The organism is Nocardia seriolae NBRC 15557 (genome assembly GCF_007990715.1).
Lineage (GTDB): Bacteria > Actinomycetota > Actinomycetes > Mycobacteriales > Mycobacteriaceae > Nocardia > Nocardia seriolae.
In genome coordinates, this window is sequence record NZ_BJWY01000013.1 from 16,441 (window position 1) to 31,849 (window position 15,409).

The following is a 15,409-nucleotide window of genomic DNA, read 5'->3' on the forward strand; positions in this document are numbered from 1 at the left end:
AAACCGAGGGCTAGCCACCCGCGAACGGCGGCAGCACGTCCACCCGCGGCGACAGCGTCGCGGCGGCGTCGCGGGTGAGTTCGTCGCCGATGAGGTAGGCGCAGACCTTGAGCATCGGCTCGAGCTCGGGGCCGTAGGTGGCCGAGAGGGTGGTGCGCAGGTCCGCGAGGGTCGCGCCGGACGGCAGGTCCAGCGTCTCCTTCTCCTTGCCGACCGCGTCGGCTATCGCGGCGAAATAGCGGACCTCAACCACCGATGGCTCCCATCGTTCGTTCGGGCGGGACGAAGCCGTCGGCGTCGATGCCGTGCCCGGCCGATTTGTTCCACATGGCGCCGCGCCAGAGCTGGGCGATATCGGCGTCGGTCGCGCCGGAACGCAGGGCGGCGCGAATGTCGTACTCCTGATCGCTGAACAGGCAGGACCGGACCCGGCCGTCGGCGGTCAGGCGGGTGCGGTCGCAGTCACCGCAGAACTTGCGGGTCACCGAGGCGATGATACCGACGGTGGCCGGACCGCCGTCGACCAGCCAGCGTTCGGCGGGAGTGGACGGGTCCTCGCGCCCGGCCTCGGTGAGGGTGAACCGCTTGCCGAGCACCTCGAGCAGTTCGGCGGCGGTGATCATATTGGCGCGGGCCCACTCGTGGTCGGCGTCGAGCGGCATCTCCTCGATGAACCGCAGTTCCGCGCCCGCGTCCAGGCACCACTGCAGCAGATCGGGTGCGCCGTCCAGGGTTTCGCGCATGAGCACGCCATTCACCTTGAGCGGGGTCAGCCCGGCCGCGATGGCGGCGCGAATGCCCGCCAGCACGGAGTCCAGGCGATCGCGGCGGGTCAGGCGGTGGAAGCCGGCGCGGTCCACGGTGTCGAGTGAGATATTGATGCGGCTCAGCCCCGCCTCGGCCAGCTTGTGCGCCCGATGCTCGAGCCCGACCCCGTTGCTGGTCATGGCCAGCGGCGTATCCGGCAGCGCCGCATGGCAACCGGCGATGATCTGCTCCAGATCGCGGCGCATGAGCGGTTCGCCGCCGGTGAAGCGCACCTCGTGGACGCCGAGTTCGCGCACCGCGAGCGCGACCAGGCGCACGATCTCCGCGGTGGAGAGCAGCTCATCGGCGGGAATGGGCGGCAGCCCCTCCTCCGGCATGCAGTAGGTGCAGCGCAACGAACACTTCTCGGTGATGGAGACTCGCAGGTCCCGCGCGACCCGGCCGAAGCGGTCCAGCAGGAATGGTGTGTCCGGGCGCCCATCCATCGCGGGTCGCCCGGTACGCACAGCGGGCATGCCCATCGCAACCACGGTCATTCGACCATTATTGCCGGGTCCGCAAGTGTTCGTAGATTCGCACGAGCCAACCAGGTCGACTGCCCGGTCCGCAATCGGAGGTTTCACCCGCGTATAGGCTCACCAGCATGAGTTCCCGGCACGCGCTCGCCCCGGCCCGGCCCGTCGACGACCACCGTCGGCGCATCGAGGATGCGCTGCGGCCGCTGGCCGACCGCGCCGCCGAGACCGTCCCGATCGACCGGGCCCTGGACCGCCGCCTGGCCGCCGACGTGTACGCCCCCATGGACCTGCCGGTATTCCGGAATTCGGCCATGGACGGATACGCCGTGCAGGCCGAGTCGGTGGCCGTCGTGCCCGCCACCCTGCCGCTGGCCGGTGTGGTCGCCGCGGGCAATACCGAGCAGGTGCGACTCGCGCCGGGCACCGCGGTGAAGGTGATGACCGGCGCGCCCGTGCCGCCGGGCGCGGACTGCGTGGTCCCGGTGGAGCACACCGAGTCCGACGGCGTCACCGTGACGATCCGAACCAGCAGGGCCACCGGCGATTTCGTGCGCGAACCGGGCACCGATGTGCGGGCCGGACAGCTGCTGGCCGCCGCCGGCACGCTGCTGCGGCCCCGGCACATCGCGGCGCTGGCCGCGGTCGGGCTGGGCGAGCTGCCGGCGCTGCGCCGGGTGCGCGCGGCGGTGATCACCACCGGCGACGAATTGCGGCCCGCCGGAGCGACTCTGCTGCCCGGCCAGATCTTCAACTCCAACGGCATCGCGCTGGCGGCGGCGCTGTCCGACAACGGCGTCGAGGTGGTGTCGGTCACGCATGCCACCGACGACCATGCGGATTTCCGTGCCCGCCTGGACGCGGCGGTCGCGACGGCCGATGTGGTGTTCACCTCCGGCGGTGTCTCCATGGGCGACTTCGAGGTCGTCAAGGAGGTGCTGACCCCGCTGGGCGGCGAATTCGGTTCGGTGGCAATGCAACCCGGCGGCCCGCAGGGCCTGAGTCTGATCGAGGGCGTGCCGGTGCTCAGCTTCCCCGGCAATCCGGTGAGCACCATGGTGTCCTTCGAGATCTTCGCCCGCCCCCTGCTGCGCGAACTGGCCGGGTTGCCCGCCATCCCGATCTCCGAACTGCCCCTGCTGGAATCGGTCCGCTCCCCCGCGGGCAAGCGCCAATTCCTGCGCGGCAGGCTGGCCGAGGGCGGGGTGGCGCCGGTATCGGGTCAGGGCTCGCATCTGATCGCGGCCATGGCGCACGCCGATGTGCTGGTGGACATTCCGGCCGCCGCCACCGAGGTGCCCGCGGGCACGATCGTCGAGGTCCGGCCGCTGTGAACCCTTCGATGTGCGTCCCGTCCGCCCTGTGCCAAGGTGGTTTTCATGAGTGAGTTGTCCCACGTCGACCGCGAGGGTCGCGCCCGCATGGTCGATGTGAGCGCCAAGGCCGATACCGCGCGCATCGCGGTCGCCGTCGGCGAATTGCAGACCACCGCCGAGGTGATCCGGCTGGTCCGGGCCGACGATATGCCCAAGGCCGATGTGCTCAGCACCGCCCGCATCGCCGGGATCAATGGGGCGAAGAAGACCTCCGAGCTGATTCCGCTGTGCCATCAGCTGGCGCTGTCGTCGGTGAACGTGTCGTTCGGGTTCACCGACACCACCATCACCATCGAGGCGACCGCGAAGACCAAGGGGCCCACCGGGGTCGAGATGGAGGCGCTGACCGCGGTCGCGGTCGCGGGACTCACGCTGCACGACATGGTGAAGGCGGTGGACCCGGCGGCCGCCCTGAACGGGGTCCGGCTGATCACCAAAGAGGGTGGCAAGCACGGACATTGGGTGCGCCCCGAGGCCGAGCGGCAGCACGGGCACCACAGGCAGCACGAAGGCCACGAAACCGCCGCGGCGGCCGCGCGCGCGGGCGAGGGCCGCACGGCCGCGGTGGTGGTCGCCTCGACCGGCGCGGCCGCGGGCTCCCGCACCGACACCACCGGTCCTGTTCTCGCGAAATGGCTTGCCGAGCAGGGCTTCTCGGTCCGCGGCCCGCTGGTGTTCGCCGACGCCGATATCGCCTACGGCCTCTCCGAGGCCCTGTCCTCCGAGCCCGATCTGGTCGTCACCACCGGCGGCACCGGGGCCTCCCCCACCGACGGCACCCCGGAAGCGACCCGCGCCCTCATCGATCGCGAACTGCCCGGCGTGGCCGATGCCATCCGCCAGGCGGGCACCGCGAAGTTCCCCCTCGCGGCGCTGAGCCGGGGCGTGGCGGGCCTGGCCGGGCGCACCGTGCTGGTCAATCTGCCCGGTTCGCCGGGTGGGGTGAAGGACGGCATCGCCGTGCTCACCCCGATTCTCGAACATCTGCTGGCCCAGGTGGCCGGAGGAGGCGACCATGAGTGAGCTGCTGGCCCGGATCAGCGATCAACCGCTCGACCCGGCCGAGGTGGAGAAGGCGGTGAGCGGCCCGGAGCACGGCGGCATCGTGGTGTTCACCGGCAAGGTCCGTGATCACGATGGCGGGCAGGCGGTTTCTGCTCTGGAGTACTCCGCGCACCCGCAAGCCGAGCAGTTCCTGCGCAAGGTGTGCGCCGAGGTCGCCGAGTCCTCGGGTCTGCCGGTCGCCGCGGTGCACCGCATCGGCTCGCTGAGCATCGGCGACCTGGCGATCGTGGTGGCGGTGGCCGCGCCCCATCGCGGTGAGGCCTTCACCACCTGTGCCGAACTGGTGGACCGCATCAAGCACGAGGTCCCCATCTGGAAGCGGCAGCTGTTCGCCGACGGCCTCTCGGAATGGGTCAACGCCTGCGGCTGATCCCCCCGGACAAACCGAAGCCGTGGATTCGGACGGAATCCACGGCTCCGGCTTCCCCGATGAGGAGGGGGGTCAGGTGGCGGGCACGGTCTCGGGGGTTTCCGGATCCGGTTCCGCCGGTGCGGGTTTCGTCGTGCCCCGCGCCATATCGCCGATTCCAGTGTGGTTGAAGATCAGGTTCAGTGTGAAAGCCGTTGCGGCGGCGAGACTTATGCCACTGTTGAGCAGAATCTGGGCCGACGAGGGGAACTTGTCGAACATGCCCTTGGTCAGCACCGGGACCAGGCCGACGCCGATGGAGACCGCGATCAGGGTGAGGTTCAGGCGATCCGAGAGATCCACCTTGCGCAGGGTGTCGATGCCGATCACGGAGATCGTCGCGAACAGCATCAGGCCGACGCCCCCGATGACCGGCTGCGGGACCGCGGCCACCAGGGCTCCGAACCGCGGCACCAGGCCGAGCAGCACCAGGATCGCGCCGCTGACCGCGGTGACGTAGCGGCTGTAGACGCGGGTGCTGGCGACCGCGCCGACATTCTGGTTGAAGATGGTGTCCACGAACGAGTTCAACAGGCCGCCCAGCACGGCGGACAGGCCGTCACCGACCAGGCCGCGCGCCAGATCGCCGCGGCTCAGCGGCTTTCCGGCGATCTCGCCGATGGCCAGCATGCTCGCGGTGGATTCGGCGAAGACCACGGCCATCACGATGGCCATGGCGACCACGGCCGTGATCGGGAACTGCGGCGCACCGAAGTGGAACGGATGCGGCGCACCGAACCACGCCGCCTTGGACACCCCGTCCAGCTTGACCAGCCCCATGGGCGCGGCGACGGCGACGCCGACGATGAGCGCGATCAGGATGCCCAGCTGCGACCACACCCCGCGCCCCAGCACCGTGAACAGCACCGCGATCGCCAGCACACCCGCGGCCAGCGCGATCCGGGAGGGTGCGGCGAAGGTGGCGGCCTTGGGGTCGCTGCCGACGATGAGCCCGCCCGCCACCCCGATCAGCGAAATGCCCACGACCGTCAGCACCGACCCGCTCACCAGCGGCGGGAAGAACCGCACGATCGAGGCGAACGGCCAGGCCAGCGCGATGCCGATGACACCGCCCAGCAGCATGGACCCGTACATGGCCTGCAGCCCGTAGTCCTTGGTGATCAGGATCATCGGGCTCATGGCCACGAAGGTCGCGCCGGTGACGATCGGCAGCCTCGCGCCCGCCAGCTTGCCCAGCCCGAGGCTCTGCACCACCGTGATAATGCCCGCCACCAGCAGATCGGGCTGATGAGCAGGGCCACCGTGGGCTTGTCGAGCTTGGCGGCCGCGCCGAAAACCAAAGGCACGGTGACGCATCCCGTGTACATGATCAACACGTGCTGGATGCCGAACATCAACAGCCGATGCCACGGCAGCCGCGTGTCCACGGGATGAGTCGTCGTCATGATGGACCGATCTTCCTTCCGGGTCAGTTACTCGTCAGGCTAGGCAGTCGCGACGCGCCGGAGATTTGTCCGATGTGCCGAAACCCCGGGCCCACGGGCTCCGGCGTTTTGTCTTCCGAACCAGCCCGGGCGGCGGCCCGCGTGCGCCACAGTGGGGCACAGTGTTTGTTCAGCAGCGACACCGTGTTCAGCGACGACGGGAGGCGACCATGGGCGAAGCCGGCGGCCGGATCGTGCTCGGCCCGCACCAGTACGGCAAGGCGGAGAACCGGGTGGTGCGGATCTACCGCGATACCGCCCGGCACGAGATCCGGGACCTGAACGTCTCCTCGTGCCTGCGCGGCGCGTTCGACGAGGCGCACACCATCGGCGATCAGGGCGCGGTGCTGCCCACCGATTCGCAGAAGCAGACCATCTACACCTACGCCAAGAGTCACGGCGAGGGCAGCATCGAGGACTACGGGCTGGCCCTGGCCCGGCATTTCGTCGACGATATCGAGCCGGTGGACTCGGCCCGCATCGAGATCGAAGAGTATGCGTGGCAACGGGTTCCGGTCGGCGGGGGCGAACACGACCACACCTGGACGCGGATCGGCCCGGAGGTGCGGATCGCGGCGATCACCGTCAGCGGATCCGGCCCCGACCGCCGCGAGTGGGTGATCGGCGGCGTCAAGGACCTGGTGATCCTCAAGTCCACCGGCTCGGAATTCGCGGGCTTCCTGACCGACCCGTTCACCGTTCTCGAACCCGCCTACGACCGGATTCTGGCCACCAGCCTGATCGCCCGCTGGCGCTTCGCCACCCCGCCGGAGGATTGGGACGCCGCCTACCACGGCATTCGCGCCGCCCTGGTCGAGACCTTCGCAACGCTGCACTCGAAAGCCTTGCAGCAGACCCTGTTCGAGATGGGCAAGGCCGCGCTGACGGCCTACCCGGGCCTGGCCGAGATCCGGTTGTCGGCGCCCAACAAACACCATTTCTCCTACGACATCGACCGTTTCGGTGTTCCGAACAAGGGCGAGGTCTTCCACGCCGACGACCGCCCCTACGGCCTGATCCAGGCGAGCGTGCTGCGCGAGGGCGCGCCCGACGCCGGCATCGCCTGGGACCCCTACACCGGCGCGGTCTGACCCGCCAGGGTCCGCACCGCCAGGTACAGGTCCAGCCGATCGTCGAGCCGCCCGAGGTCACGCCCGGTCAGCTCCTCGATCCGGCCGATCCGATAGCGAACGGTATTGAGGTGCAGATGCATTCGATCCGCCGCCTGCCGCCACGAGCCCTCGCAGCCGAGGAAGACGCCGAGGGTCTCGAGCAGTCCGGCCCCGTGCCGCCGGTCGTAATCCAGCACCGGCCCGAGCACCCGTTCGGCGAAGCGGCGTTGCAGGCCGCCCGGGACCGCGGTGAGCAGCCCGACGGCGGTATCGATATCGGCCACCCGCATGCTGACCGGCGCGGTGTCGTCGCGGGCGGCGGTGGCGGCCGCGGCCGCCGCGCCGATCGCCCCGGCCAGGGTCTCCTCCGGCTGGCGGGCGCCGACGCCGATGGCCAGGCGAATCTCGGTGAGCGCGGCCGCGATTCGGCCGATGCGCTGCCGGATGACGGTGGCGATCTCGTCCTGTGTCCCGCCGGTCACCCCGACCACCCGGCCCTCCCGGTCGACCGAGGTGACGATCGCGGGCAGCGCGTCGTGCAGCGCGGCGCGCACCGCCGACAAACCGGCCGCCGTATCCGTCCAGCCCGAAACATGCTGTGGGGCGGTGACATCCGCGCCGTTCACGGGTGCACCCGCCCGATCGATGGCACCCGCCACCCCGCCGGGCAGCGAGCGCCGCTGCTGCGCATCATTTTTCATCGCCATGCCGAGAGCGCCCTCGGCCGCGTGTATCTCGCACACGACGGCCACATCGCCGCCATCGGCCCGCTCGGCGAACGGCACCGGGAACCGGTCGGCCAGTTCCCAGTCCAGATGCTGCCGGTCGGCGCGGCGCTGACGATAGAGTTCGGCGACCGCGGCCAGATCCGTGCCGAAGGGATCGAGTTCGGGGGCGGACGGCCGGATCACCAGGTACCAGGCGGTGATTCGATCGCCCGCGCCGACCTGCAGCACCCGCATCGCGCCGGTGGTGACGGCGGGCAGGCGCGGCGCGGTCAGGGCGGTGGCGACAATGCGGTTGATCTCGTCCTCGCCCAGATCCGAGGTGCCCGCGATCACCGTCCCGGTCGAGGTCACCAGCCACGCCGAAACCTGCTGCTCGGCAGCGAAATCCGCGACCAGGGTCTCGATCCCGGCCCCGGCGGCGACCGCCGTCAGCAGCCGGCGCTGCCGGTCGGCGCGCGATTGCACCCGTCGCCAGCGCACCTCGGCGGCCTGTTCGGCGAGGTATTCGATGATCCGGCTGAACGGCACGCTCTGCGGGGCCGACAGCAGCGGCAGACCGTGGCGTTCGCAGGCGGCGACCACGTCCTCGGGCACATGCCCGTGCAGCGCCTGCCCGGCCACCACCCCGGCGACGCCCGCGCCCGCCAGCATTCCGACATACCGCTCGGAATCCGTGGGTTCCTGCCGCCAGATCAGACCCGTGCACACCAGCGCCCCCGGAGTCACGAACGGGCGTGGATCCGGCATGTCCGTCGCGCAGATCCGAGCCACCGGCCGATCCAACTCCCCCGCGTTCCCGTGCAGCAACCGCATTCGCAATTGCGGCGCATCGAGAATGTCCCGCACCCGCACGGCGCACCTCCCGTGGTCGGTTCGACTAGTCCGTCACGGTAGAACTCCGGTATTTCCACCCGGTTTCATACATGCTGCGGCCGCCTCACGCGCCATCGGTAGGGTGGTCGGGATGAGTCGGCGTATCCCTGTCCTGAGCGTGGCCGGATTCCTCGGTGCCGGGAAGACGACGCTGCTCAACCGGCTGCTGCGGTCGCGGAACACGCGGATCGGGGTGGTGGTCAACGACTTCGGCGCGGTGAATATCGACGCCATGCTGGTGGCCGGGCAGGTCGACGCCATGGTGTCGCTCGGCAACGGCTGCGTGTGCTGCGCGGTGGACGTGAGCGAACTGGACGAACTGTTCGACCGGCTGGCCCATCCCAGGCAGAAGATCGACGTCATCATGGTGGAGGCCAGCGGACTGGCCGAGCCGCGCAATCTCATTCGCATGGTGGTGAACAGCGACAATCCGCGCATCCGCTACGGCGGGCTGGTCGAGGTGGTCGATGCCGAGCACTTCCCCGACAGCCGCGAGCTGCACCCGGAGCTGGCGACGCACCTGCGCATGGCGGATCTGGTGGTGCTGAACAAGGCCGACCGCGTCGAAACCGATGCCTTGGAACGGCTGCGGACCGAGATCACCGAACTGGTCGGGCAGGTCCCGGTGTACGCGACCAGCCACGGGCGCATCGACCCCGGCCTGCTGTTCGACGTCCCCGCCCGCGCGCCGCACGAACCCCGGGTCGGTGAACAGCTCAGCTTCGACGAGCTGCTGCACGACGAGCATCACGAGCACGGCGACGACCACGAGTGCAGTCACGACGGCGACTGCCGCGACCACCGCCACCTGCACGACGCCTACGACAGCGTCGCCTTCACCTCCGACACGGACCTGAATCCGCGCGAACTCATTGCGCTACTGGAGGATCCGCCCGCCGGCCTGTTCCGCGCCAAGGGCGTGCTCGCCTTCGCCGTCCCCGACGACCCGCGAAAGTTCGTGCTGCACATGGTCGGCCGCCACATCATCATCGAGCCCACCGCCTGGACCCGCCACGAACCCCGGGTCAGCAACCTGGTCCTGATCGGCTCCGGCCTCGACGAGCCCGCCGTCCTCGACCGCCTCCGCGCCACCGCCCACCTCGCCGTCGACCCCCTCGACGACCACGCCCTGCTCCCCGTCTGGCGCTACGTCGTCGAGGACGGCGGCATCTCCGACGACCGCGGTGTCCTGGCCGACCGCGGTGTCTCGGCCGACCGCGACACTGCCGCCACCGACGACGCGCTTGTCGGCGAGGGCTGACTCGGCCTCGAACTCCGCCCGCAGCTCGGCGACCTCGGCCGCCAGCTCATCGCGCATCTGCTCGCGCTCGACCAGCGCGGCCCGCATGGTCTCGACGCTCTCGTTCATCGCCGCCAGCCGCTGATCCGCGCCCTTGAGCTGCCACTCCACCACATCGCGGCGGCCGACCTCGGCGCTGGCGTACTTCACCCAGCCGACCACGTAATCCACCCACTCCTGCGGCTTGGGCACGTCCTTGGGATTGTCGAACCCCTTGCGCTGCGCGGCCTTGGTGGACAGCACCAGCTCCGCACGCTTCCCCCGCCCCGGCGAATTCATCTCCGCCAGCGCCAGCTTCCCCATACTCGTCACCACCGCGGTGAACCGGTACTTCCCCGCCAGATGCATCCGCAACTCGGCGGTCCCCCGCCCATCGGAATCCATGGCCCCCAGCCAGGGCCCCTCCGCCGCCTCGATAATCCGCGCCAGGATTTCCAGCTGCCCCACACCCCGCCGCAGTCGTGCCGCCGCGGTCCGCAGCGCGCCGGGCGTAGCCGTCATCTGATCCCAATGCATGCCCCGAACATATCCCCACCGTCGATCACCGCCGTGATTGACTGGCCGAGTGACCGCGCTTCCGGATCATCCGAACATCGAGCTGGCCGTCCGCTATCACGAGGCCGTCGCCGCCGGTGCCACCGGCGAAGACCTCGCTCGCTTCTTCCACCCCGACGCCGTCCACCGCGAACTGCCGAACGCCCTGCTGCCGAACGGCGCGACCCGCGACCTCGCCGGGATTCTCGCGGCCGCCGAGCGCGGACAGCAGGTGATCCGCGAGCAGCACTTCGACATTCACCGAGCCGTGGCCACCGGCGAGGATGTGGCGCTGGAGGTCACCTGGACCGGCACGCTGGCGGTCGCGCTGGGTGCGCTGGAGCCCGGCGCACAGCTGCGGGCGGAGATCGCCACCTTTCTCACCATCCGGGACGGACTGATCGCCGAGCAACGCAACTACGACTGCTACGTCACGAAGTTCTGACCGCCCACCGTGATTCGTGCCATAGCCTGGCGGCGTGCGAGTAGTGGTTGCGAATCGTGGTGAGGTCGCGGTCCGGGTGGTGCGGACGGCGCGGGAACTCGGGTACGAGACGGCGGTGATGCACACCGGCGAGGACAGCGGGAGCCTGGCGGTGCGGCTCGCCGAGCGCGCGCTCGGGCTGCCGGGCAGCGGTGCGGCGGGTTATCTGGATGTGGCGGCGGTGGTCGCCGCGGCGGCGGCGGCCGAATGCGGGCCGGGCGCGCTGGTGCATCCCGGGTACGGATTCCTCAGTGAGAGCGCCGAATTCGCTGCCGCGTGTGCGGCGGCGGGGCTGACCTTCGTCGGGCCGTCGCCAGAGGTGCTGGGAATCTTCGGGGACAAGGTCGCGGCCCGCGCGGCCGCCGAACGGGCCGGGGTCACCGTGCTGCCCGCGACGCCCGCCGGAGCCGGGGCCGACGAGATCGCGGCCCTGCTCGCCGATCATCCCGACGGCGTCATGGTCAAGGCCGCGGCGGGCGGCGGCGGGCGCGGCATGCGGTCCGTGACCGATCCGGCCCGGGTGGCCGAGGCCGTCGAACGCTGCCGGGCCGAGGCGCTGGCCGGGTTCGGGGACGATCGCGTGTACGCCGAGGCGCTGGTGACCCGGGCGCGGCACATCGAGGTGCAGGTGGTGGCGGACGGAGTCGCGGCGGTCGCGTTGGGTGACCGGGATTGCAGTGTGCAGCGGCGACGGCAGAAGCTCGTCGAGATCGCGCCCGCCCCGGATCTGCCCGCGGCGGTACGGGATCGGGTCCAGCGGGAGGCGGTGCTCATCGCCGAGGCGGTGGGCTGCCGTGGCGTCATCACAGTGGAGTTCCTGGTCGAGGGCACGAATGTCTGGTTCCTGGAGGTGAATCCGCGGCTCCAGGTCGAGCACACCGTGACCGAGGCGGTGACCGGGGTGGATCTCGTTGCGCTGCAACTGGAGCTGGCACAGGGCGCGACCTTGGCCGAACTCGATCTGCCCAAGAACGAGACCCGCGGCTACGCCGTGCAGGCGCGGGTGAACGCCGAACTGCTCGCGGCCGACGGCACCGTGCTGCCCAGCACGGGTGTGCTCGGCCGCTTCGACGCCCCGACCGGCGCGGGCGTGCGCGTGGACACCGCCGCCCGGGTGGGTATGCGCCAAGGGGTGCGGTTCGATTCGCTGCTCGCGAAGATCATCACGCACGCACCGACCCACGAGGCGGCGCTGCGCCGGTGCTCGGACGCGCTCGCGGAAACGGTGATCGAGGGCGTCGACACCAACCTGCACCTGCTGCGCGCCGTACTCGCCGAACTGCGCGAGCGGGGCGGGACGACCGTGGTGACCACCGATTGGTTCGAACAGCGACTCGACGACTTGCGCTCGCGCGCAGAGACTTTCGAGGACGCCACCCCGCCCCGGCCGACGGACTCCACGCCCGTTGTGCCCACCGCCGAATTCGAACCGGCCGAGGGCGAACAACCGCTGCGGTCCCCGATGGGCGCGACCGTCGTCTCGCTGGCCGAACCGGGCATCGTGCTCGCCGCGGGGGCCGAGGTCGCGGTGCTGGAAGCGATGAAGATGCAGCACGTGCTGCGCGCGACCGAACCGCTGCGGGTGCTCAGGCATGCCGTCGCGCCGGGCGATGTGGTCGACCCGCACGCCGTGCTGGTCACCTGGGTGGCCGCCGATCACGACGGCCCGGCCACGGAATCGACCGTGGTGGACCTGGATTCGGTACGCGCCGATCTCGCCGAGGTGCTGACCCGGCACGAGACCACCCTCGATGCCCGGCGTGAGACAGCCGTCGCGAAACGGCATCGGCTCGGGCGGCGCACCGCCCGGGAGAACATCACCGATCTGGTCGATCCGGAGAGCTTCGTGGAGTACGGCGCGTTGGCGGTCGCCGCGCAACGCAGTCGCCGCAGCCTCGAGGATCTGATCGCGAACACCCCCGCCGATGGCCTGATCGCGGGCCTGGCCACGGTCAACGCCGATCGGTTCGGACCGGATCGGGCGCGGGCGCTGATCATGTCCTCCGACTACACGGTGCTGGCCGGTACCCAGGGCATGCGCAATCACGCCAAGACCGATCGGATGCTGGAACTGGCTCGCGAGCAACGGCTTCCGGTGGTCTTCTTCACCGAGGGCGGCGGCGGGCGGCCCGGCGACACCGATCACGGCGGCATTTCGGGGCTGGATGTCACCACCTTCCGGGCGATGGGCGCACTGTCGGGCAAGGTGCCGCTGATCGGCATCGTGTCGGGCCGCTGCTTCGCGGGGAACGCCGCACTGCTGGGCATGTGCGACGTCGTGATCGCCACCCCCGACGCCAATATCGGGATGGGCGGTCCGGCCATGATCGAGGGCGGCGGGCTGGGGGTGTACGCGCCGGAGGACATCGGGCCCGTCGAGGTGCAGCGCCGCAACGGCGTGATCCACGTGGTCGCCGCCGACGAGGCCGAGGCGGTGGCCGTGGCTCGCCGCTACCTCTCGTATTTCCAAGGGGCCGTGGATGATTGGGAGGCCCCGGATCCGCGCCTGGCCCGGCACGTGGTGCCGGAGAACCGGCTGCACGCCTATGACATCCGCGCCGCCATCGAATCCGTCGTGGATCTCGGCTCGTCCCTGGAGCTGCGTCGCGACTGGGGCGTCGGCGTCGTGACCGCCCTGGTCCGCGTCGAGGGCCGCCCCTTCGGCCTCATCGCCAACGACTGCCATCACCTCGGCGGCGCGATCGACGCACCCGCCGCCGACAAGCTCTCGGCCTTCCTCCAGCTCTGCGGCGCACACGGCCTGCCCATCGTCTCCCTGTGCGACACACCGGGTTTCATGGTCGGCCCCGATGCCGAGAAGGAGGCCACCGTCACCAAGTTCAGCCGCCTGTTCATCGACTCCGCCGCCCTCGAGGTCCCGTTCGGCACGGTCATCCTGCGCAAGGGTTACGGCCTGGGCGCACCGGCCATGGCGGCGGGCTCCTTCCGCGCGCCCCGCTTCGTGATCGCCTGGCCGACAGGCGAAATCGGCGGCATGGGCCTGGAAGGCGCGGTGCGGCTGGGCTTCGCCAAGGAACTGGCCGCCATCGAGGATCCGGCACAGCGGCAGGCGGCCTTCGACGCCCTGGTCAAGGCCGCCTACGACAGCGGCAAGGCGCTCACGGCCGCAACGGTTCTCGAACTCGACGATGTCATCGACCCGGCCGACACCCGCCGCTGGCTGGCCACGCTACGCTGATCGGCCGCGATACTTCCGGTAGCAGGCATATGCCATGGTGAGCGCCGCGACCCCGGTCAGGGACCGACCGGCGCTCACATACCGTCGGCGGCGCGACCCGCGCACCCGGACCTGTAGGCGTTCCTCGGCGAGATCGGCATAGCGGCCCGGCAGCACCGTGTCGAAGTATTCGGACACGAAGTTGTCGGTCCTGCGCACCGGCAGGCCCATATCGCGCATCAGCTCATCGATGTGGTGCGTCAGATAGGGACCGAGGTAATAGCCCTCCGGCCGCGCGGGCATGACCTCGCCCAGCCACTTGCCGACCCGCGCGATCTCGCCGTGCATGTCATCGGCCTTCGGCAGCGTCAGCTCGCCCAGGAAGTGCTGGGACAGCCAGTGCGCCGAGACCTCCGCGCTGAGCTGGCAGGCGTCGGAGGACCCGTAGCCGATGAAGCCCAGCCGCGGCAGGGTCGGCGGCAGGATGTGGCGGTAGAGCTGGAACCGGCTCTCGACCCGCACCGTCTTCTCCAGTTCGGGCGCAAGGAATTCCAGCTCCTGCCGCCAGCCGGTGGCGAAGACGACGACATCGGCGTCGAGCCGCTGCCCGTCGGCCAGCTCGACCGCGGTGTCCCCGGAGAACGCCGCGATACTGCCGCGCCGCAAGGCGATTCGCCCGCGCCGGGCCATCCGGAAGAACTCGTCGCTCACCCCGAGATTCTCGATGCCCGCGGGCAGCGGCGCGTCGGGCGTCATGGCCTTGGGCGAGCGCAGCAGGAACCGCAGAAACGCCGACATGACCCGCCAGTACCGGTCGGTGATCCCCTGGCCCGGCCCGTGCAGAAACCGTTCGATCCGGCTCTGCCGGTGATATCGGAAGAACGATTCGGTGAACCGGTTCAAGATGACCCGATCCGATGGCGCCCCGCCGGGCATGAACCGCGGCAGCATGGGATGGGCCTTGCGGAACACCAGCGAGCACTCCCGCGCGTGCTCCCCCGCCCACGCCGCGCAGTCCAGCGCCGACTTCCCGGCCCCGACCACGACCACCCGCTTGCCCTCGAACACCGCCGGGTCGATCGCCTGGCTCGAATGCAGCAGCGCGCCACCGAATTCCCCGGCACCCGCGATTTCCGGAAGCCGCGGCGCCGAGAACACCCCCGCGCACACCACCACGAAATCGAAGCGCAGGTCCTCGACCCCGTCCGGGCCGCAGACCTTCAGCTCGAACCCGCCGTCGGCCTCCGACACCCGGATCACCTCGGTGGACAGCCGCAGCAGCGGGGTCAGTCCGAACCGCTCGACATACGAGGCCAGGTACTCGCGCACCTGCGCGGCGGTGGGGAACACATCGGCCGACTCCGGGTACGGGTGATCGGTGTAGGCGTAGGTGTCCCGGGAATTATTGGTGCGTAAGCCCGGATAGGTGCGCGCCGCGATCCAGACGCCGCCGGCCGCGTCCTCCTTGTCGAAAACGACGACCTCGAATCCGTCGTCTCGCATGACCTTCGCGGTCACCAACCCCGCGATGCCCGCGCCGATGATGCCGACGCGCTTGCCACCCGTACTCGTCACGTTCGATTGTCCCCTCGGGACCTGCACGTTTCCCGGCCACACGCTAC

General features: G+C 70.2%; 12 protein-coding genes and 1 pseudogene. 8 read left to right on the forward strand and 5 right to left on the reverse strand.

Annotated elements, in window-relative coordinates:
- Window positions 1-10: 10 nt before the first annotated feature.
- Together NS2_RS06400 and moaA are read right to left on the reverse strand one after the other, a co-directional pair.
- The gene (locus tag NS2_RS06400; RefSeq protein ID WP_033086465.1) at window positions 11-253 is read right to left on the reverse strand and encodes a MoaD/ThiS family protein; all 243 of its coding nucleotides are present in this window, start codon (window positions 251-253) and stop codon (window positions 11-13) included.
- Window positions 246-1,304: a GTP 3',8-cyclase MoaA gene (gene moaA / locus NS2_RS06405; protein ID WP_033086464.1), complete on the reverse strand. Its 1,059-nt coding sequence runs from the start codon at window positions 1,302-1,304 to the stop codon at window positions 246-248. The genes NS2_RS06400 and moaA overlap by 8 nt, the downstream gene beginning before the upstream one ends.
- 107 nt (window positions 1,305-1,411) lie before the next feature.
- Here moaA and NS2_RS06410 point away from each other — a divergent pair, with 107 nt between their 5' ends.
- From NS2_RS06410 to NS2_RS06420, 3 genes are read left to right on the forward strand one after another with little or no spacing between them, the layout of a single operon-like run.
- On the forward strand, window positions 1,412-2,617 hold the full coding sequence (locus tag NS2_RS06410) for a molybdopterin molybdotransferase MoeA (protein ID WP_033086463.1): 1,206 nt from the start codon (window positions 1,412-1,414) through the stop codon (window positions 2,615-2,617).
- Window positions 2,618-2,662: 45 nt separating this feature from the next.
- Window positions 2,663-3,682 (forward strand): bifunctional molybdenum cofactor biosynthesis protein MoaC/MoaB, encoded by a 1,020-nt coding sequence (gene moaCB, locus NS2_RS06415; RefSeq protein WP_033086499.1) that lies wholly within the window; start codon window positions 2,663-2,665, stop codon window positions 3,680-3,682.
- Window positions 3,675-4,094, forward strand: coding sequence for a molybdenum cofactor biosynthesis protein MoaE (locus NS2_RS06420; protein ID WP_033086462.1), 420 nt, complete (start codon window positions 3,675-3,677; stop codon window positions 4,092-4,094). Before moaCB ends, NS2_RS06420 begins: the two co-directional genes overlap by 8 nt.
- Window positions 4,095-4,166: 72 nt before the next feature.
- Here NS2_RS06420 and NS2_RS06425 read toward each other — a convergent pair.
- Window positions 4,167-5,539, reverse strand: a pseudogene (locus NS2_RS06425) (uracil-xanthine permease family protein).
- 209 nt (window positions 5,540-5,748) lie between these two features.
- Between NS2_RS06425 and pucL the strand changes: the two are divergent.
- On the forward strand, window positions 5,749-6,669 hold the full coding sequence (gene pucL / locus NS2_RS06430) for a factor-independent urate hydroxylase (RefSeq protein WP_033086461.1): 921 nt from the start codon (window positions 5,749-5,751) through the stop codon (window positions 6,667-6,669).
- Here pucL and NS2_RS06435 read toward each other — a convergent pair.
- Entirely contained in the window at window positions 6,651-8,270 is a 1,620-nt protein-coding gene (locus NS2_RS06435; RefSeq protein WP_147207107.1) for a PucR family transcriptional regulator, read from the reverse strand. The genes pucL and NS2_RS06435 overlap by 19 nt on opposite strands.
- Window positions 8,271-8,382: 112 nt before the next feature.
- Between NS2_RS06435 and NS2_RS06440 the strand changes: the two genes are divergently transcribed.
- From NS2_RS06440 to NS2_RS06455, 4 genes are all read left to right on the forward strand, one after another.
- Window positions 8,383-9,552 (forward strand): CobW family GTP-binding protein, encoded by a 1,170-nt coding sequence (locus NS2_RS06440; RefSeq protein ID WP_081985719.1) that lies wholly within the window; start codon window positions 8,383-8,385, stop codon window positions 9,550-9,552.
- Between the two features lie 223 nt (window positions 9,553-9,775).
- Window positions 9,776-10,096 (forward strand): hypothetical protein, encoded by a 321-nt coding sequence (locus NS2_RS06445; RefSeq protein WP_143161414.1) that lies wholly within the window; start codon window positions 9,776-9,778, stop codon window positions 10,094-10,096.
- Window positions 10,097-10,156: 60 nt separating this feature from the next.
- Window positions 10,157-10,570: a nuclear transport factor 2 family protein gene (locus NS2_RS06450; RefSeq protein ID WP_033086459.1), complete on the forward strand. Its 414-nt coding sequence runs from the start codon at window positions 10,157-10,159 to the stop codon at window positions 10,568-10,570.
- Between the two features lie 34 nt (window positions 10,571-10,604).
- Window positions 10,605-13,808 carry an acetyl-CoA carboxylase family protein gene (locus NS2_RS06455; protein ID WP_033086458.1) on the forward strand — a complete coding sequence of 1,068 codons (3,204 nt, stop codon included), beginning with the start codon at window positions 10,605-10,607 and terminating at the stop codon, window positions 13,806-13,808.
- On the opposite strand, the gene NS2_RS06460 is transcribed toward NS2_RS06455, so the two are convergent.
- On the reverse strand, window positions 13,800-15,362 hold the full coding sequence (locus NS2_RS06460) for a flavin-containing monooxygenase (RefSeq protein WP_033086457.1): 1,563 nt from the start codon (window positions 15,360-15,362) through the stop codon (window positions 13,800-13,802). The genes NS2_RS06455 and NS2_RS06460 overlap by 9 nt on opposite strands.
- Window positions 15,363-15,409 lie beyond the last annotated feature (47 nt).